The 18,779-nt window shown below is 67.1% G+C and carries 9 protein-coding genes and 2 pseudogenes; 3 read left to right on the top strand and 8 right to left on the bottom strand.

The genetic code is table 11. The features are described from left to right. Positions 1-42 precede the first annotated feature (42 nt). The 4 genes and pseudogenes from JOD52_RS14545 to JOD52_RS14530 form a co-directional block, all read right to left on the bottom strand. Positions 43-615: pseudogene (locus tag JOD52_RS14545) on the bottom strand (ATP-binding protein); the annotation flags it as partial. Next, positions 612-2,174 carry an IS21 family transposase gene (gene istA, locus JOD52_RS14540; RefSeq protein WP_204408388.1) on the bottom strand — a complete coding sequence of 521 codons (1,563 nt, stop codon included), beginning with the start codon at positions 2,172-2,174 and terminating at the stop codon, positions 612-614. The pseudogene JOD52_RS14545 and the gene istA, both read right to left, overlap by 4 nt. 720 nt (positions 2,175-2,894) lie before the next feature. Continuing rightward, positions 2,895-4,586, bottom strand: coding sequence for a hypothetical protein (locus tag JOD52_RS14535; protein WP_204410757.1), 1,692 nt, complete (start codon positions 4,584-4,586; stop codon positions 2,895-2,897). 198 nt (positions 4,587-4,784) lie between these two features. Continuing rightward, positions 4,785-5,943: pseudogene (locus JOD52_RS14530) on the bottom strand (IS256 family transposase); the annotation flags it as partial. Positions 5,944-6,068: 125 nt separating this feature from the next. Between JOD52_RS14530 and JOD52_RS14525 the strand changes: the two are divergent. Further along, positions 6,069-7,481 carry an IS1380 family transposase gene (locus JOD52_RS14525; protein WP_420887413.1) on the top strand — a complete coding sequence of 471 codons (1,413 nt, stop codon included), beginning with the start codon at positions 6,069-6,071 and terminating at the stop codon, positions 7,479-7,481. 852 nt (positions 7,482-8,333) lie between these two features. Here the strand turns inward: JOD52_RS14525 and wecC are convergent. Then, entirely contained in the window at positions 8,334-9,590 is a 1,257-nt protein-coding gene (wecC, locus tag JOD52_RS14520; RefSeq protein WP_204410755.1) for a UDP-N-acetyl-D-mannosamine dehydrogenase, read from the bottom strand. Positions 9,591-9,883: 293 nt separating this feature from the next. Between wecC and JOD52_RS14515 the strand changes: the two genes are divergently transcribed. Further along, a complete protein-coding gene (locus tag JOD52_RS14515) occupies positions 9,884-10,945 on the top strand; it encodes a hypothetical protein (protein WP_204410753.1) in 1,062 nt (353 codons plus the stop codon). 75 nt (positions 10,946-11,020) lie between these two features. On the opposite strand, the gene JOD52_RS14510 is transcribed toward JOD52_RS14515, so the two are convergent. The 3 genes from JOD52_RS14510 to JOD52_RS14500 all read right to left on the bottom strand — a co-directional run bounded on the left by JOD52_RS14510 (position 11,021) and on the right by JOD52_RS14500 (position 16,308). Further along, positions 11,021-12,730, bottom strand: a complete 1,710-nt coding sequence (locus JOD52_RS14510) for a heparinase II/III domain-containing protein (protein ID WP_204410751.1) — start codon at positions 12,728-12,730, stop codon at positions 11,021-11,023. Then, positions 12,727-14,205: a glycosyltransferase gene (locus JOD52_RS14505; RefSeq protein WP_204410750.1), complete on the bottom strand. Its 1,479-nt coding sequence runs from the start codon at positions 14,203-14,205 to the stop codon at positions 12,727-12,729. The genes JOD52_RS14510 and JOD52_RS14505 overlap by 4 nt, the downstream gene beginning before the upstream one ends. A 105-nt stretch (positions 14,206-14,310) precedes the next feature. Continuing rightward, a complete protein-coding gene (locus tag JOD52_RS14500; protein WP_338124109.1) occupies positions 14,311-16,308 on the bottom strand; it encodes an ATP-binding protein in 1,998 nt (665 codons plus the stop codon). Between the two features lie 266 nt (positions 16,309-16,574). Between JOD52_RS14500 and JOD52_RS14495 the strand changes: the two genes are divergently transcribed. After that, complete coding sequence (locus JOD52_RS14495) at positions 16,575-18,755, top strand: variant leucine-rich repeat-containing protein (RefSeq protein WP_204410746.1); 2,181 nt, start codon at positions 16,575-16,577, stop codon at positions 18,753-18,755. Positions 18,756-18,779: the final 24 nt, after the last annotated feature.

The following is an 18,779-nucleotide window of genomic DNA, read 5'->3' as shown; positions in this document are numbered from 1 at the left end:
CCCGAACCCTCGATCAGCGGACCCCAGCGAGGCGAATATTCAGCGCTCGAGCAGTTCCAGCAGCATCGAACGCATTCCCTCGTCAGGATGGTCCAGCAGCCACTCGTCGATCACCAGCAGCGAGAACGTGGAGTACTTCCGCAGGAACTTCGTCTGGCCCTGCGGCTTGTCCTTTGCCAGGGCCCAGGCCTCTTCGAGGTCGGGCATTCGGATGTAGTGGGCTCGGAGCCGGTGCTGGCAGGCCTGCTTCGCCAGCGCGCAGCCGAGGTAGGACTTCCCTGAGCCGGTGAAGCCCTGGAAGACCACGTTCTGTTGCCGCTGGATGAAGGAGCAGGTTGCCAGTTGCGCGATCACGTTCCGGTTCAGTCCCCGTTCCTCGACCAGATCCAGCCGCCGCAGGTCCGCTCCGGGATAACGCAGCCCCGCCCGGCGGATCAGACCCTCGACCTTTCCATGATTGAAGATGGAATGCGCCTCGTCCACGATCAGCTGGAGCCGTTCCTGGAACGACATCCCCAGCACGTGAGCCTCATCCTGGGCATCGATCGCGTCCAGCAGCGCGGTCGCGCCCATCTCGCGCAGCTTCCGCTTCGTGTCGTTATCGATCACGCTCACCGGACACCTCCGGCGTAGTAGTCGGCGCCACGGACGTATCCGCCGTCTTCCGCGGGTTCCTCGCGGGGTGGACGCAGGGCGGCGACCTTGTCCTGCCCGGTGGCCAAGATCGGGTGCAGATGCGCATAGCGCGGTGAACGGACCCGTCCCGTCAGCGCGAGTGCGCAGGCCGCCTCGACCCGATCTACGGAGAAGCGGCGAGAGAGCCGTAGCACCGCCAACGCGGGATCCAGGCCCTGTTCCACGATCGGCACGGACTCGAAGATCCGCTGGATCACGATCACCGTGGCCGGCCCGACCCGATCTGCCCACGCCCGCACCCTCTGCGCGTCCCAGGCCTGGAAACGCTCGCCCGCAGGTAGGTCCGCGTCGTTGGTGCGGTACTCATTGCTCGCGGTCTCCGGGAGCAGCAGGTGACTGGTCAGTCGCTGGCTGCCCTGATAGATCTCCAGCGTCCGGGCCGTGATGCGCAGATCGACCTTCGCGCCGATGTGCGCGAACGGCGCGGAGTAGAAGTTCCGCGCGAACGTGACGTGCCCGTTCCTGCCCACTCGTCGTCCGTAGTGCCATGTCGAGATCTCGTAGGGCACCGCCGGCAGCGGCGTCAGCAGCGGCCGCTCCTCCGCGTCGAACACGCTGGCGCGGGATCCGGGCCGCTTCTGGAACGGCTCCGCGTTATAGGCCTCCATCCGCTGCCCGATGGCGGCTGCAAGTTCGGGCAGGGACGTGAATCGCTGATCCCGCAGCCCGGCGATGACCCAGGTCGCGACGTGCGCGACGGTGTTCTCCACGCTCGCCTTGTCTTTCGGTTTCCGCACCCTCCCCGGGAGCACCGCCGCCGAGTAATGCGCTGCCATCTCGCGATACGCATCGTTCAGGACGATCTCGCCCTCGCGGGGGTGCTTCACCACACCGGTCTTGAGGTTGTCCGGAACGATCCTCGGGACCGTCCCGCCCAGCGCCTCGAACATCGCTACGTGCGCTCGCAGCCAGGACTCCTGGCGCATATCCAGCGCCGGGAAGCAGAACGCGTAACGAGAAAAAGGCAGGCAGGCAACGAACAAGAACACCTTCGAGACCTCGCCGGTGACCGGATCGGCCAGCTCCATCGTGGGGCCGGACCAGTCGACCTCCACGCTCTGGCCGGCCTTGTGACCGACTCTCGAAGCGGCACCGGTGACCATGACGTGGTGCTGGTAGGTGCGGCAAAACCGGTCATACCCCATCGCCGGATCCCCAGCCGCCGTGGTCGCGTCGAAGTACTCGCCGTGCAACAGCTTCAGCGTCACGCCGACCCTGGCCATCTCTCGATGGACCTGTTCCCAGTCCGGCTGTGCGAACACGCTCTCGTGCTCGCCCCGGCCCGGGAACAACCGGGCATACACCTGCTCATCGGCGACGTCCGCGATATCGCCCCACCCGATCCCTGCAGCGTCAGCGGCCTCGAACACCGCCCTCACGGACTTGCGGGACATGCCCTGCGAGGACGAAATCGCTCGCCCCGACAGACCTTCTGCGCGCAGCTGGAGCACCAGCTTCGCCCTGATCTTCCGTACCATTCCAGATTGCTCCTTCCGCCGCGTGCCCTATACACACGGCGGAAGGAGCGTAGACAGAGCGGCCCCAACGACACCACTGGTGGTCCCGAACGACGCCACCGCTACGGCAGCGACGTGGCACCCGAACCCTCGATCAGCGGACCCCAGCGAGGCGAATATTCAGCGTCGGCGAGCTTCACGCTGCTCCTCTCTGAGAGCTTGAGCGTAGGGCCTCCCTGGAAGGCTGGTGAGTGGTCAGAGACCACCAGCATCCAGGGAGGCCCGCCTCATGCGACGGAGCGACCCGGACTGAGAAATTTCGGTGGGCACAGGGGAATTTCAGCGAGCGTCATCAACGGCTCTCTCGGGATGCTCACCCCGGTAGAGCCCGAGACGCATAACTACGAGGCCCTCTCCCGAGAGCCCGCTCCCACAAAGTAGCGGCAGAGAACCCGGGCTGATTCAGCCCGGCCTCGAGGCGATCGGGCTAAGCCTCGGCGTGTGTGCCGAGGCCCGCTCCCTCGCCGAGAACGCGCAGCGGCCCCATGGCGACGCCTGACGAGCGGTACACGGGCCGGGCGGTGTTCCAGTATCGCCTCTGCCCTGCTCTCTACCCCGGCCCGGTTGACCGTGACGAGTGCGAGGCCGGGCACGTCCACGACCAGCCTTGAGCAGCACAGCGCCCCCACCTACCTGGCTGCGTGGCCGGGTGGGTGGGGGCGCTTCGTCGTGTTCCCGGCCCTATGACACCAGAGGCGTGAGTGCCAGCATCTTGCCGATCAGGGTCTTCTCCCTGGTCTCAGCGGAGTCCAGGGGGAAGGTTCCATCGACGAGCGCTGCGAGTAGCTCTTGCACTTCCGGCGGCGCGAGGTGACCGAACTCGGCCACGGGTGCTGCTATGCGCGGCACCTCGTTCTTCAACATCATCCCCCCTGTGAATCCTTCCGACCGTGCGAGCTCGAGGTGTGTCTCGAGCGGAGGGGGGTCAGCCATGGGATCCCCGACGATCTCGTACGGGGCCAATGACGCACTGTCGAGGGTGCCTTCGAGAGCGTTGGTGCGCTCCGTTATGAACGCGAACGAGTTGTTCTTCCGTGCGTCGTCGAAGCGATGGATTGCGAGGTCGGGGGACATCTTGATCATCGAGTCGAGGATGACGCTCGGCTGACCCCTGGCGGGGGCGGGGAACTCGTTGTGCTCGGACCGGCTCAAGCCGATGAGCGGGATCTGAGCTGCCGGCCGCGCAACGTACTGGTTTGAGAGGATCGCGCGGCCGCCGTGGATCGCGTTCCTGAACCCAAAGTAGTGCCATTCGGCGCCCCAGCGGTCGTCGGGTGCGACGCCGAGAGCTTCGAGACCTCGTTCTGCCTGAACAAGCGCGGGGGCTGGCATGCCGACGGATTGGATCGACCGCCAACCGTAGTTGCCCTTCGCGGCTTCTGCTCCGTGGCCGCCGATGTTAAAGAACGGGACGGGCCGGTATCGGCGGTTGCGGGGCATGTAGAGCACGTCGTAGATGCCCATCGAGAGCGCGGCCCATCCGGCCGAGACGTGGTTGCGTACTTCCTCACCGCGGACGAGGTCGCTGGGCTCGTTCAGCGGGAAGCCGAAGCGTTGGGACAGGCTCTCTGCGATCTCGAGGTCGAGCTTGTTGTTCGGCATGCATCCGATGTGGAGCGAGTCGCCGATGTCGGCTGCGAGGGCAGCGGCGAGGCAGACCCGGGAGTCGGTACCGCCGGACAGGCTGAGCGAGACGATCCCGCCGGTCGCGGCGTAGGTCTTGATGGAGCGGACCATGCGGGTTGCGGCTTCGGTGACGGCTTGCGCGTGACTCTCGACGGTTCCCTCGAAGTACGCGGGTGCGTCGAAGGGGTCAAGATGCACCGTGCCGTCGGTCGTCTCGTATCGCAGCTGCGTCCCGGCAGGAGCGTAGTTGACCTCGGAGCAGTAGGTTTCGATGCCGAGCTGCTGGGAGCCCATAGCGTTCGTCCAGAAGCGGCCCTCGATGGTGGCTTCACTGGGGGTGGCGGGTAGGCCGAGCTGTTTCCTGAGCGCGATGATGCTGGTGTACGAGTCGGAGACGAGGACGAGGCCTTCCGCTGAGGACCAGACCATCGGCACGAAGCCGTAGAGGTCCCGTCCGAAGCGGATGGTGGGGCCGTCGAGCACGGCGGTGAAGTAGGTGCCTTCCAGCGGGGTCGCGGGGTCCGGGAGTGCGCCGCTGGGTGCGCCTGCGAAGACCATTCGGCCCGCTTCATGGTCCATCGCATAGCCCTGGAAAAGGCGTTCCTCGTTCAAGTGCCCCGTGCGTGAGACGTAGAGCATCGACGTGCGTTCGTCGACGTCTACGAACGTGCTCTCGTCGCGCTGGACGAAAGAGCCGACCCCGGTGACGCGTTCGCGTCGGCCAACAGCAATTAGGTACCCGGTCATCTCGCCCTTCCCCTGAGGCCCCTGCGGGGACCGCTCCTTCCACATTATGGCCCACCCATGGCCTTGGGGTGACCCCGTTTTGTAGGTCCGGTGGTTCTGGGAATCGTCCTGTCGCCCGTGGTTGTGGGCAGGGAGACTGGTCAGATCATGTCGAACTGCAGGAAGCGGGTCAATACCCGTTGTGTGGTGGCTTTTGGGTCAGGCGGTCATGAGGAGCCGGCTGGTGGCCTCGGGGGTGTTGGGGGTGAGCATGTCGGCCAGGTGGCGTAGGGAGATGTCGCCGATGTAGCGGCGTTCACCGTACAACCATTCTTCGTGCTGGTCCTGGAGGGGTGCCCCGACGAGCCTGGGGGCGGAGGCCCGGTTCGGGAAGATCTGGACTGCGACCGCTCGGCGCTTGATCTCGCGGTTCACCCGCTCGATGGGGTTGTTCGACCAGATCTTCCGCCAGGGCTCAATGGGGAACGCGGCGAACGCGGTCAGGTCCGCTTCGGCGTCCTTGAGCATCGCCGCGATCTTCGGGAACGGGGCCTTGAGCGAAGCGGTGACCTGCTGATACGACTCCCTCACGGTCTCTGGTTGGCCTGGGCGAAGATCGTGGAGACCAGCTCATCGACGGGCTTGGACCGCGCCGAGCCCAGGGCCTGGGTGATGTTGCGGGCGAAGTGGACCCGGCAGCGCTGCCACGATTCTCCGGGGAGCACGGCCTTGATCGCATGCTTTAGCCCCGAATGCGCCTCGCTGGTGACCAGCAGGGCACCTTCGGGGGACGCGGGTGTGGAGACCTTCAGCCCGCGTTCGCGCAGGCTACGGAGGAACTCGGTCCAGAAGTCGGTGGTCTCCGCGTCACCGATCGCCATCTCGAGCACCTCGCGGTGACCGGTCGTGGCAACAACAGTGGCGACGGCGACGGCCTGGGAGACGACGCGGCCGCCCTGGCGGATGTCGAGATGGGTCGCGTTCAGGAACACAGTAGGGAACCAGGTGTGGTCCAGGCGCCGGTGGAGGAACTCCGCAACGACCTCGTCGATCTCGCCGCAGATCCTGGAGGCCTGGGACGTGCTGATACCGGACTCGTTGCCCAGCGCCTTGACGAGGTCTGCGACTTTCCTGGTGGGGACCCCGTCGATCCAGGCCGTGCAGATCACCGCCCAGAGCGCTTTGTCGACCCGCGGCGGGGATTCAGCAGCGCGGGATAGAACGAGCCGGCATGCAGCTTCGGGGTCACCAGATCCAGGTCTCCCGCCGGGGTGGCCAGGCGCTTCGCTCTGGTGCCGTTACGTCGGGTCGAGCGGGAGGGGGTTCGTTCGTAGCGATCCGTGCCGATCTTGACAGTCGCTTCTGCGTCGATAAGGTCTTAACCTCGAGATTTCACGGGGGTGTGGTCTCGACCGGCGGAATGAATGGCGAAAGGTGCTCCTGGCCTGGGATGATACGAGGTGTTGAGACCCGTACCCATCCGCTGGAAGGAGCACCTTTCAGGTGTCCCACCCTACCTTGTTCTTCTACCCCCGTCCGCGCGTGGACGTCGCCGAGGTTCCGGCCCTCGCGCATGCGGGCGCTGTGCTGCTGACCGACACGATTCACGCCACTGGCCTCGCTGCTTCGCTGCGTGAGGCGCTGGATTCGTGGACGAAACCGCTGGCAGAGCATCACGGCTCGAAGGTCCTGCTGGATCTCGCACTCACTCTCGCGATCGGCGGCGAGCACGCTTCGGATGCTGATCTGCTGCGGTGCGAACCGGACCTGTTCGGTGACGTCGCCTCGGCCCCCACGATCTCCCGCATGCTCACCACGCTGGCTGAGGACGCGCCCGCCGTGATCGAGGCGATCTCGAATGCCCGTCGCGCCGCGCGGGAACGGGCCTGGGCCTTGGCCGGGGAGCACTCCCCCGCCGCGGGGGCCAGTGCGAAGAGCCCGCTGGTCATCGACCTCGACGCCACCCTGATCAACGTCCACAGCGAGAAGGAGCAGGCCGCACCGACGTTCAAACGCGGCTTCGGCTATCACCCGCTGTGCGCGTTCCTCGACCACGGCAGCGAAGGGACTGGGGAACCACTGGCGATCCATCTCCGCCCCGGCAACGCCGGCTCGAACACCGCGGCTGATCACATCACCGTCACCAAGGCCGCGCTCGCGCAGCTCCCACCAGCCCTGCTGGCCCGGAGCAGGCGGGGGTCGAAGAAGATTCTGATCCGCACCGACGGAGCCGGCGGCACCAAGGAATTTCTCCAGTGGATGACCAGGCGGCGGCTGGCCTACTCCGTCGGGTTCACTCTCCCCGCGCACACTCCTGACCTGCTGGAACATATCGATGAGGCGCAGGCGTGGACTCCGGCCTATGACACCGATACCGACGGGATCCGCGAGGGGGCGTGGGTGGCGGAGCTGACCGGACTGCTGGACCTGTCCGGGTGGCCTGCCGGGATGCGGGTGATCGTGCGGAAGGAACGCCCCCACCCCGGAGCGCAACTACGGATCACCGATCACGAAGGAATGCGCATCACCGCGTTCGCCACCAACACCCCGCGCGGCCAGCTACCCGTCCTCGAGCTGCGTCACCGCCGCCGCGCACGATGCGAAGACCGGATCCGCAACGCCAAGGACCTGGGCTTGATGAAGTTCCCGCTGCAGGGCTTCGCGCAGAACCAGATCTGGTGCCAGATCATCCAGCTCGCCTCCGAGCTCGTCGCCTGGATGCAGACCATAGCTCTGACCGGCCATGACGCGAGGAAGTGGGAACCCAAACGGCTCCGCGCACGCTTGTTCGAGATCCCCGCGACTCTCGTGCGCCGCTGCCGGCACAAGGTCCTCCATCTCGCCGAACACGCCCCCGAAGCCCGAACCGTCCTAACCGGCATGAACCGGCTCCGCACCGCCGTCGCACAGACCTGACCAGGCGGCTCCACCCGCCCCACCGACCAGCAGAATCCTCCTCTCGGGAGTGGAACCCGACCGCCCGCAACGGACACTGCGACGATCTGTCACACCCACATGCCAGAATCAGCAGCTGAACACCGGCAACGACGCCGAACGCCCCCGCCCACCAGCCCGATGAAACATCGAGGTTAAAGGCCAGCCTGGAGGAGGCGGCGGAACAGTTCCTCGTGCGCGCGGTCCCGGCCCTGGAGCAGTTCACTGACAAGAGCGGATAGGGCAGACTGGTGGTGGGTCATCGCGGGTCCCTATTTCTTGGTCGATTTGCGAGGTCCCGAGATGACCCTTGATCGCCTACCAGCAGCTCCAACGCCACCCCGGGAATGACACCACGCTAAGGGACACACCCACCAGGGCATCCTGCGACCGGATCGCAGGACTCCACCTCGAGGAGTGGCCGACCCGGGCCTTCGTGACGGGCACCAAGTGGGATCTGGGGAAGTCGAGGAGAAGGACGCGCCGGTCGCAGCGATCCAGCGCGTCAGGGCATACGCAACTATGGTTGTGCATCGTCGAGGTCCCTGAGATCAGCGGGCGTAGAAGTCCACTCATCATCGGGGACCTCGACGTCTATCCCCAGCTACCCCGCACTATCTGCGCGCCCACACCCAACTCTGAAGAGTCGGTTATGCGGCAGAAGCTCAATGCGGATCACTTTTGGGGGTTTGGAAAATACTGAGTTGCCATGGATGATAATCCTGGGGTTTTCAATCTTGGCGACCGGAAAATTTGTCAGGGAGCGTCCGGGCGACTCCCGTGACGGTTATGTGGTCCGGAGGGGCGGTGTGTCGGTCGGAATGACTGCACTCCTCAACGCCAGAGCCCCTTCGTATCGATGATGACCTTCTCCTGAAGCTTCTCACGGTCCACCTCGCGGAACGGGTCGTGGTCCACCAGCAGCAGCACGATGTCCGCCCGCTCCAGGGCGTCGTCCAGGTCCGCCAGCTCCACGTTGGTGCGGGCGGCGAGCTCTCGGGGGAGCGTTTCGATGTTTGGCTCCACCACCAGTACGGTGCCGTCGCCGAGCTTCTCGGCGAGATCATTGGCGATGTTCCGGGAGGGGGACTCCCGTAGGTCGTCGATGTTGGCCTTGAAGGCGATGCCGAGGGCGGCCACCACGGGAGCCTTGAACTTCTCGGCCCTCTCCAGCACCTTGTCGATCACCACGCCGGGCTTGGAGTCGTTGACCTTGCGGGCTGTGGCTATGAGCTTGGAGGTCTCACGCTCGGCGGAGACGATGAACCACGGATCCACGGCGATGCAGTGGCCGCCCACGCCGGGGCCGGGCTGGAGGATGTTCACGCGGGGATGGTGGTTGGCCAGCTCGATCAGCTCCCACACGTCGATGCCCTGCTTGTCCGCGATCATCGACAGCTCGTTCGCGAACGCGATGTTCACGTCGCGGAAGGCGTTCTCGGTGAGCTTGGCCATCTCGGCGGTGCGGGCATCGGTGAGCAGAAGCTCGCCGTTGCAGAAGCTGGCGTACAGCTCCTTGTTCATCTCTGCCGCCTCCGGAGTGAGGCCGCCGATGATGCGATCGTTCTCCACCATCTCGATCATGATGCGGCCCGGCAGTACGCGCTCGGGAGCATGGGAGAAGTACAGGGAGTTGGCGAGGTTCGGCTCATTGGTGAACTCCGGGCGGACCTCGAGGATCACCTCTGCCATGTGCTCGGTCGCCCCGGGGGGAGCGGTGGATTCCAGCACCACCAGCTCACCGCCCTTCAGCTGCGGTGCGATGCCACGGGCAGCCGCTTCGATGTAGGACAGGTCAGCCTCGTGGTCGCCTTTGAAGGGGGTGGGGACGGAGACGATGTAGGCATCGGCTGCAGGGGTTTCCAGCTGGGCGGAGAGCTTGCCCTGGGCCACCACGCCCGCCAGCACCGCTTCGAGGCCCTCCTCCACGAACGGCACCTGGCCGGCATTGATCGCATCGACGGTGTCCTGCTTGATGTCCACGCCGATCACGGTTTTGCCGGCCTGTGCCAGTACGGCCGCCGTGGGAAGGCCGATGTAGCCAAGTCCGATCACACAGACGGTGTCCAGGGGGGCGTTGATGGGGCTCATGCTTGGTGGGGACCTCTCTTCGCCCGGGTCCGCAGCGATGCCCGGGCGCTACACGCGGAGGGACGCCTCCGCTCAGAACGATGACCTTCTCGTACTGGATGCAACCTGCCAGAACGATGTGAACAATCAGTGACGAAGCTGAAAGTGAGACTACCGGCTGGTTCAGCATAAGTGCTCATTGCGTGGCGGGTCTCCCATTTCTGGTCACACGTCCCGTTCTCGGCCCGTCGATCCGCCGGTGCGACTGGATACGATCAGAGAGCCGGTCGCCCCGTCCCCGTGTGAGGAGCTCCATGCCAGCGCAGCCTCGCCGTCGGCCGATCCGGCGGCGGGGGTGGATCGCCGGGGGAGCAGCGCTGCTGGCATTTCTCGTGCTGGCACTGCTGGTGACGATCCGTGCGCTCACCCCCGGGCCCGGTCATCCGGTTGCGGATCCGGAGCCGATGCCGAGTGCCGGGGCCTTGTTCACTCCTTCGGCGCCGCGGCCCCCGTTCAGCGTGGAGGATCGCGAACCCCTCACCCTTCCGCAGACCTTCCGCTTCGCCCAGGGCGAGTTCTACCTCCAGGCCGGATCCACGTACCTGGTGAGCTTCGACCTCTCCACAGTGAAGCCGGAGGACGCGCCCGGTGTGGGCATGTACCTCGGGGTGTCCTTCAGCTGCATCACCGAGGACGGCCGCGGAGTGGGTTCCATCGGTGGCACCGAGAACCTGTTGCCGGCAGAGCCCGTCTCCTACGTCAACCACCTGCTGATCGAACCGCAGGCAGATGGGGTGCACTCCTGCAGCATCCGCGTGAACGCCCCGTACGACGATGTGGCGGCTTCCGGCACCACGATCGACCTGAGCTCGCACTGGCGGGTCACCGAGATCGACGGCAGCGCCCATCAAGCGATCGCAGAGGAGCACCTGCCCCGCACCGTCACACCGGGCCAGCCCGAGGTCGCAATCGGGCAGGTCATCCCCGCTGACCAGCTCGACGAGACCTCCCTGACGGTGCTCTCCAGCCTGCACGTGACCACCTGCACCGGCGTCAACGGCTCCAGCGAGAACGGCCGCACCTGGTGCGCGGCCGACGATGTGAACGAGACCGGAAGCAGCTTCGACGTCACCACCAAAGTCGATGTGATCGGGGCCGACGGCTCGGTATGCGTGCCCCTCGAGGCCGATGCTCAGTCGATCGACATCGACAAGTGGCGCCACCACCAGCTGATCCCGCTCGAGCTCGCGGTGGACGTGCCGGAAAGCCTCTGCGGGGATGCACTGCGGGTATCGGTGGTGATCGAGAACCGCGGGCCGGCCTCCCTGGTGGTGCACGAGTCCAACTCCTCGCTCATCATTATTGCCGATGGCTGAGCTCGTTCACGTCGTCAGCCGCTGATCGCCATCGCCCCCGGGCTCGCTGCGGTCAGCGGGACGAGTGCTCCGGGGTCAGGCTCCTTGCGCCGTCGCCGGGAACTCCACCGACTCCGCACCGATCACGATCTGCTCGGTCAGTGCACCGATGGCGACCTCCAACGCGATCACCTGGTCCCCGGGTTCGGAGATCTGGCGAACTGCCGGATGCTCACCGCGGCCCGCAGCGAGCACGGTCACGAAGCGCAGTTCCTTCCCGGAGGCGTGCGCTGTGACGGCAGCAGCGGGTGCCTTCTTCTTCCATCCGGTCGCCACCCACCCGTCGAACGGATCCTCCTGGCCGCGCACGGTGCGAACCTCCACCTCGGGCTCGCAGAACCACAGCGCTGCGTGCTGCTCGCCGGCGGTAAGGTCCACGCCTCCCTCGGCCCGGTGCCGCGCCGTGACGTCCGGTCCCAGCTGCCAGCGCTGCTGCGCGTTCATCACCCGAGGCGAAGTGGCGTGGTCGATCACCACCAGGTACTCACCGGCCACCGAGTAGACCACCCGTCTGCTCAGGGCGATCCGTGCGAAGCTGTCGTCCTCCAGCACGAAGTCGTGATGGCGCGAGGTGATCTCCCGGCGCACCAGGGTGACCTGGGCGTCCTTCTGGGGCTTGCGGCCGTCGAAGGAGAGCACGGAGTGCGCGGCGCGGGAGGTCACGTGCTTGCGCGGCACGCTGCTGGAGTAGTCGAACTTGCCCGGGTCCACCACCCAGTTCGTCCGCGCGGCGGAGTAGGTCACCGAGGTGCCGTCCGGGTGGCCATGCACGCGGCGGGAAGGACCGAAGCGCAGCGAGTAGAACGTGTGGTCCGTGTAGGGGCGCTGCTCGTCACCCCAGCCGCTGCGCGCGAACACGTAACCGGCGTCGTACACCTTCACCGCGTCGCCCGGGGCCTCACCCTCCTGGCCCAGGGTGGCGGTGTAGTCGGTGAGCGGGGTGCCCAGCACGATGGGCGTCATGTGGTCGGTGTCCCCGATGGTCACGTAGGTGCCGTCAGGACGGGTGGCATGCGCGATCTCCTCCGGAGCGTGCAGATGCCGGTCCGCGCCGTCGGGCCGAGGGATCTGCTCCACGTCCATGCGCCGCAGCGTGCGCTCCCACCACAGGTAGTTGTTGTGGTGGTAGGCGATCGCTCCCTCGGCATTGACGCCCTGCTCGTCGTACTGCTCCCGCAGCAGCGCCCCCATGCGCTCCAGCGCCAGCTGCCACAGACGCTCCTCGCCCAGCACCCGCCCGCACACGAACAGCGATTCCTGCTGATGCAGGGCATGGTTGGCATTGCCCATGTTCGAAGGATCCGCGAGATGCTCGGCGTGGGTGCGGATCGCCGCTTCCAACCACTCGAGCAGTTCGGGGGAGCGCTCCGCCACCAGCGGTGCTGCCACGCACAGGTGCTGGCCACGGATCCCGTCGGACATGTCCACCCATGCCCAGGACGATCGCGGCGAGGCGGGCGGGTTCTTCTCCACCCAGTCACGCACCCAGCGCAGCCACATCTCATAGGCGGCGTCGTCACCCTTCGCCGCGGCGCGGCGCAGGGGCTCCAGCCAGCGCAGCATGTGGTACTGGAAGCACCAGTTGCGGTCCTTGAACGGATCCTCCTTCCACGTCGGCTCCGCCGGGAGCTCCCACTCGGGGTGCGGGGACATGCGAAGGCGACCCTCCAGCAGATCCGCCACTTCCTTCGAGTTGAACGAGGTGGTGAAGTCCTGCCGGCGCGCAGCGTCCAGATCCAGGGTCATCGGGTCAGCTCCTCGTACACGCCCGCGATGCGCTGGGCCAGCTGGCGCCAGTCACGGTGCTCCACCACCCACTGGCGGGACTGCCCGCCCAGCCTGCCAGCCAGCTCCGGCTGGTCCAGCAGGGTGCCCAACTGCTCCATGAGCGACTCGGCCGAGCCCTTCTCGTGCAGCATGCCGTTCTGGCCGGGGGTGACGATCTCCGCCAGAGCGGCGACGTCCGAGGCCACCACGGCCTTGCCCATCGCCATCGCCTCGAAGGGCTTCAGTGGGGAGACCATCTCGCACACCGGCAGCGGCAGCCGCGGGAATGGCGTGATGTCGATGATCGAGTAGTAGCGCTCCACCTCCTCGTGCGGGACCCGGCCCGCGAAGGTGACCACATCGGTGAGACCATCGGCCTCCACCTGCGCCTGCAGCTCCTCGAGCACAGCACCGTCCCCCACGATCAGCACGTGGAAGTCCTCGCGGGTGCGCCGCAGCTCACGGGCGGCGGTGAGCAGCAGGCCCAGACCCTCGTAGTCGGCGATGGTGCCCACGTAGCCGATCACCGTCTTGTCGGTGACGCCCAGCTGCGCGGCCAGCTCCTGGTCGCGGGGGATCGGCACGAAGCGCTCGGTGTCCACCCCGTTGGGGACCAGAGTGATCGTCTCCTCGTCCACCCCGCGGTCGATCAGCTCAGCCTTCAGGGCGCCGGTGATCGCGAGCACGCGGTCCGCGCCGCGTGCGGTGTCGGCCTCCATCCGGGCGATGTAGCGGTACTGGTCGCTGCGACCCCACTCCGGATCGCGGGAGGCGCGGGTGACCTCCCACAGGCCGCGCACCTCGTACACCGAGCGGATGCCCAGGGTGCGGGCGGTCTTGATCGCCGCCAGGCCGTTCCAGTGGTTCGAGGCGCCGTGCAGGATCGCCGGCCGCTCCGCACGCGCAAGGGGGAGCAGCGCGTCCATGTACCGCTCGGTGTAGTCGAACATGGGGTTCTTCTTCTCGATCTGCCGGCCCGTGAGCAGGTGGTGGTAGTCCACCTCGCCCACCACCTCGTGCGCGGGAAGATCGGGCAGGTCCGCCATCTTGGGCATGTCGTACGGGTAGCCCAGGCGGGTCACCCCGTCCACGTCCCAGCCCATGCGGTTCAGCTCCGTGAGCAGGCCGTGGGTGCGGGTCGCGTAGCCGCCCGAGTGGTACGGCAGGGCGTTGTGCAGCAGGTACAGCGCGTGGTCGCACCGCGGCTCGAACTCCGGTTCAGGGCGCTGCTGCGGGAAGGGGAAGCCGTCGCGGGCAAGATCGCTGTTGCGCACCACCACAGGTTTCGGACCGCCCGAGCCAGTGTGGGTGCCAGTGTCGGTGCCGGTGTTGGTGAGCCTCGACGGCTTCGCGCGCCGCGACTCCTGCCTGCTCCACCACAGCCGCACCTGCTCCATGCCTCCGTGCCGGAAGTGCCACAGGGCCTTGCGCAGGGTCGAGAGCGGGGACGGCATGGGACCTCCGGGCCGGGGACGCGAACTCCCACATAGTAGGCGCAGACCCGCCCGCTGCCCTGCCCCTGGACGCAGCACCACCTGCGATCGACCGCACCACCCGCCCTACTCCACCGCGAAGCGGATCCGGAAGGTCGAGCCCTCCCCGGGCTGGGAGCGCACGCTGATCTGCCCGTTGTGGGAGACGACGATCCGCCGCGTGAGCGAGAGGCCGATGCCGTGGCCGGGGATGTCGCTGTTGCGGGCGGTCTCAGTGCGGTAGAAGTCGGTGAACAGGTTGGTCTGCTCCTGCGCGGTCATGCCGATCCCGGTGTCAGTGACCCGCAGCTCTGCCTGCCCCTCGATCATCCCGGTGGCGACCCTGACCGTCCCGCCGCATCGCGTGTATTTCACCGCGTTGGAGATCAGGTTGTCGACGGCCTGCTGCATGCGGGCGGTGTCCACCGGCACCTCCGGCGTGGGCTGCAGATCCGAGATGAGGGCGATCCCCGCCTCCTCGGCGCGCAGCGCGAAGGACTCCACGGAATGCTCGGCGATTTCGGAGAGCCGGCCCGGCCGCAGCACCAGCTTCTCCTCTCCGGAGCGGCTCACCTGATCCTGCTGCGGGGTCTCCAGCGGCAGGCAGGAGCTCTTGGTGCTGCTGTCCAACCGGATCCGGCCCTCCTCGGCGAGGCGCTCGAGCGCCGGGTACCAGTTCGCGGCGTGGGAGTCGCCCACCAGGAACACCAGCGGGGCGTCGGGATTCTCGCCGGCCTGGCAGCCGTTCGCGTCGGCCGCCTCCCCCTCCTGATGGCAGCCGGCGGCGTAGACGGAGGGGTTGTCCCCCGAGACCGTTTTAAGGGTGGGGGAGAGGTTAGCCCGGACGAAACCCGTTCCCGTGGGGGAGAGGGAGGGCTGCTCCGCGGCGGCGACGCGATCCGAGGAGGTCTGCTGGGGGAGGGCCCGGGAGATGCCGGTGGCGGTGATGATCACCGCGAGCGACGCGGCGGCGGCAATCGCGCCGGTCACCCAGGCCGGGCTGCGGCGCAGCGAGGGCCGGCGCAGCACCGGCTGCTCCACCAGGCGGTGCAGCAGCCACGCCAGCGGCACGGCCGCCGCACCCAGCAGCAGGCGGGTGCTCAGCGGCAGCGGCTCCTCGGTGAGGGAGGCGGCCTGCGGGATCACCTGCAGCGGCCAGTGCACCAGGTACAGCGAGTAGGAGATCGCGCCCAGGAACTGCAACGGCGGAAGTCCCAGCAGCCGCCCGGCATGGAGCCCGCCGGGGAAGGCGGTGGCCTCGTCGTAGGTCAGCACCACCAGCGCCAGCCCCGCCAGGCCCGCCCAGGCCAGCTGCCCGGTGCGCGGGGAGCGCAGCCAGCGCGCGCCGGAGCGGAGCGTGAAGGCGACCAGTGCGCCCGCTCCGAGCTCCCAGGCACGGGTGGGCAGGGAGAAGAAGGTCCACGGCTGGGACACGTCCATCAGCGCCACGCAGAACAGGAACGAGGCGGCGGTGAGCGCGGCGGCGCCCCACATCAGGCGGCGCTCGCTGCGCCGGCCCAGCCAGAATCCTGCCATCAGCAGCAGCGGCCAGAGCAGGTAGAACTGCTCCTCGATGCCGAGGGACCAGTAGTGCTGGAACACCGAGGATGTGGCCTCGGCGAGATAGTTCGTGCCCTGCTGGGCGAAGAGGTAGTTCGGCACGTACAGCGCGGTCGCCGCTGCGCCGCGCAGCACCTCTGGCAGCAGCAGCGGTGACATCCAGATCCAGGCTGCGAACACGGAGAGCAGCGCGACCACCAGGGCGGCGGGCAGGATGCGGCGGGCGCGCTTGGCGTAGAAGGCGCCGAAGCGGATCCTCCCGTCCCGCTCGAGCGCCTCGAGCAGGTGGGTGGTGATCAGGAAACCGGAGAGCACGAAGAACACGTCCACGCCCACGAACCCGCCCGAGAGCAGCGAGACCCCGGAGTGGTACAGCAGCACCAGCAGCACCGCGATCGCTCGCAGACCCTGGATGTCGGGGCGGAAACCGGGACGGGGCGCGGCGGCACCCGGCGCAGCGTGCAGGGGCGCGGTGTTCAGGGGGCGTGCTGTCGCGGCGGGCGACGTGTTCAGGGACCGGCTCACGCCTGCACGATAACGAACCGGTAACGGCGCGGTGCAATCAGTGTGGCGCCACCCGTACCAGGGTGCGTGTGAAGGGCGAACCATGGGAGAGGACTGCGGCAGCGACGACGAAGGGGCCGGCCGCTCACGCAGAGCTCGCCGTGTTCAACAGTCCATCCTCGCGTTGAGTCCTGTACGAGGTCGTACGAGTTCGGTGTTCCATCCCTATGCCTGCCAGTGGGGTTCTAGCGTGGCTCCCAGGAGCTGACCCTTATCGAGGAGCGCACATGCCTGAGATCGATCCGCGCACGGCGGCGGAGCTCGTCGCCGCGCCTGATACTGCGCCAAGCGACCTCGCCCAGATCGCTGCGGGCTTCCCCGAGCTCTGGGATCAGATCGCTGTCCATCCGAGTGCCTATCCCGATCTCATCGCATGGATCGAGATGGCTCGTGCGGCGCACAACGGTGGTGAGCCGTCGGAGAATTTCGCATCTGCGGCGCCGTCGTCAGCGCCGCAGGGCTCTGCGGCTCCGGTCGAGGACCGGCACCGTTCGCGCCCTCGGAGCAGGGGTCGCGTGCCGCTGATCGCCGTGAGCACCACGTCGATCATCGCCATCGCCGCGGTCGTGATGGCCCTCGTGATCGTGAATCCCTTCTCGGACCGGCGCCTCGAAGACTTGCTCGCGCTGGTCGGTCTGCCAGAGGACTCGCAGAACTTCGCACTCGACATCTCCTACCCGGATCGGGTCGCTGAGGCGATGGGCTCTGATCTGCCGCAGGCAGGAGACCGCGCGGAAGTCTCTCGCTGGGTCGCGCAGGCAGGGGAAGGGCCGAGCCAGCTGGTAGACCTCGGTGCCGGTCGGATGAGCGAGTGGTGGATCGAGAGCTATGGATCGATCCCGTTGCATGCTGATGCTCACGCGACGCTCTTGCGCCGCGTCTGCGATCCCGTGAGCTGCGAGGAACGTGAGCTCGGGGTGTGGGCAGGAGACATCCCCGGGGAACTGCTGGAAGAGGGGTTCTCTGATGCTGGCAGTGGGGAACTGTATCCGGGCCTTGAGGGCGTCGCCGATCCTGGAGTCCTCTCACTGCGTGAAGGAGGGGTCTTCCACCGCTCCTCCTGGGATCTGGAGGACGGGATGAGCTTCTCTGAGTCCCATCATGAGGGGACCCTCGCGGACGATGACGAGGCTCTGCGGGTGCTGCGGTTCCTCGATGACACCGGCGGCTATGCGATCGGGATCTCGCGTTGGGGCGATTCTTCGGCCTTCACCAGCGGCTATGCCGTGGGAGTGAAGGACGATCGGCCCCATGTGACCCTCGTGGCGGACGTCCGCTCCGAGAGCCGGGCGCTTGATGTCGCCGAAACGGCACCCTCGCAGGTCCGTCGGACAGGAGACCGGCTCAGGCTTGACCTCGAGCCGACAGTCCGCCAGGAGGGATCGCTCGTGATTCTTGAGATCCCGTTCCACGGCACCACCGACGGTCTGGCTGGCCCACGAGCAGCTCTCATCAGAGACCTGCTCGGCAATCTCGAGGGGGAGGATGAGCACGGACCATCCGGAGACGGCACGAGCACACCGTCCTCTGCGATCCGCGCACCTGACCCGTCCGGCACGTCCGAGGAGCCAGACGATTCACCCGCTCTGCCCTCTGCCTCGGATCCATCGCACATCACGCAGTGCGAGACCGCCCCGACGTTCACAGTCCGCTCCGGGGACTACGCGGATCACAGCCTGCGCCTCCACGTGGCGATGGCCCCCGCCTGCTCCGCCGGCGACGTCCTGGCCGGGCCGGAGCACCACATCACGATCGTGGGGCCATCGTTGACGAGTGCGGGCAACGGGCTGCCGGTGACCATCGCCCAAGGGCTCTTCGACTTGTCCACACCGCTGGTCATCCCGCCGGACGGCGCAGAGGTCACCTTGATCTTCGGGCCGGGGCAGCACTTCCAGGACGTGACTGGGATGAATGTGGGGACGTTCACCGTCAAGCATGACCCTGGACGCCAGCCGACCGAGCCGGTGCCCCTCGTGGAGGGCGAGAGCCAAGGCCGGGTCATCACCGCAGTGCCTCCAGCGCACTCTCTCGGGGGCGACCTCTCCCCAGCCGAGCTGCTGCAGCAGGAGGTCGACCGGGATCGCCCCCTGGTCGACGTGGATCTGACGGGCTACTGGACCCCTCAGCTCGCGTCGGGGAAGGCCGGCTCCGCTGCCGACGAGCAGGCGTTCCTGGAAGAGCTGGTGCGCCAGCGCGCCCAGTACCCGAGCGCCAAGCTGCTCCACAGCGACGATTGGCCTGTCTTCGCGCCGGGTGGTCCGTACTGGGTGGTGATCGCCGGCATCCCGTTCGAGACGGCCGAGGAGACGCTCCAATGGTGCGCGGACGAAGGTTTCGACCCCTCCTCCTGCTACGCGAAGCGCCTCGACCAGAACGGCACCTTCGAGGAGTCGACAAGGTACCGATGATCGCCGTCCGGGAAGATCTCGTCC

Origin of the sequence: Brachybacterium muris (genome assembly GCF_016907455.1) — a bacterium.
GTDB classification, from domain to species: domain Bacteria; phylum Actinomycetota; class Actinomycetes; order Actinomycetales; family Dermabacteraceae; genus Brachybacterium; species Brachybacterium muris.
The sequence above is the reverse complement of the archived record's forward strand: the minus strand, read 5'-3'. Positions and strand labels throughout refer to the sequence as shown.

What these genes read in the sequence shown, in the direction of transcription:
- JOD52_RS14505 (WP_204410750.1), bottom strand. Translation starts at nt 14,205, where the DNA reads ATGCCGTCCCCGCTCTCGACCCTGCGCAAGGCCCTGTGGCACTTCCGG.
- wecC (WP_204410755.1), bottom strand. Translation starts at nt 9,590, where the DNA reads ATGAGCCCCATCAACGCCCCCCTGGACACCGTCTGTGTGATCGGACTT.
- JOD52_RS14510 (WP_204410751.1), bottom strand. Translation starts at nt 12,730, where the DNA reads ATGACCCTGGATCTGGACGCTGCGCGCCGGCAGGACTTCACCACCTCG.
- JOD52_RS14515 (WP_204410753.1), top strand. Translation starts at nt 9,884, where the DNA reads ATGCCAGCGCAGCCTCGCCGTCGGCCGATCCGGCGGCGGGGGTGGATC.
- istA (WP_204408388.1), bottom strand. Translation starts at nt 2,174, where the DNA reads ATGGTACGGAAGATCAGGGCGAAGCTGGTGCTCCAGCTGCGCGCAGAA.
- JOD52_RS14495 (WP_204410746.1), top strand. Translation starts at nt 16,575, where the DNA reads ATGCCTGAGATCGATCCGCGCACGGCGGCGGAGCTCGTCGCCGCGCCT.
- JOD52_RS14535 (WP_204410757.1), bottom strand. Translation starts at nt 4,586, where the DNA reads ATGACCGGGTACCTAATTGCTGTTGGCCGACGCGAACGCGTCACCGGG.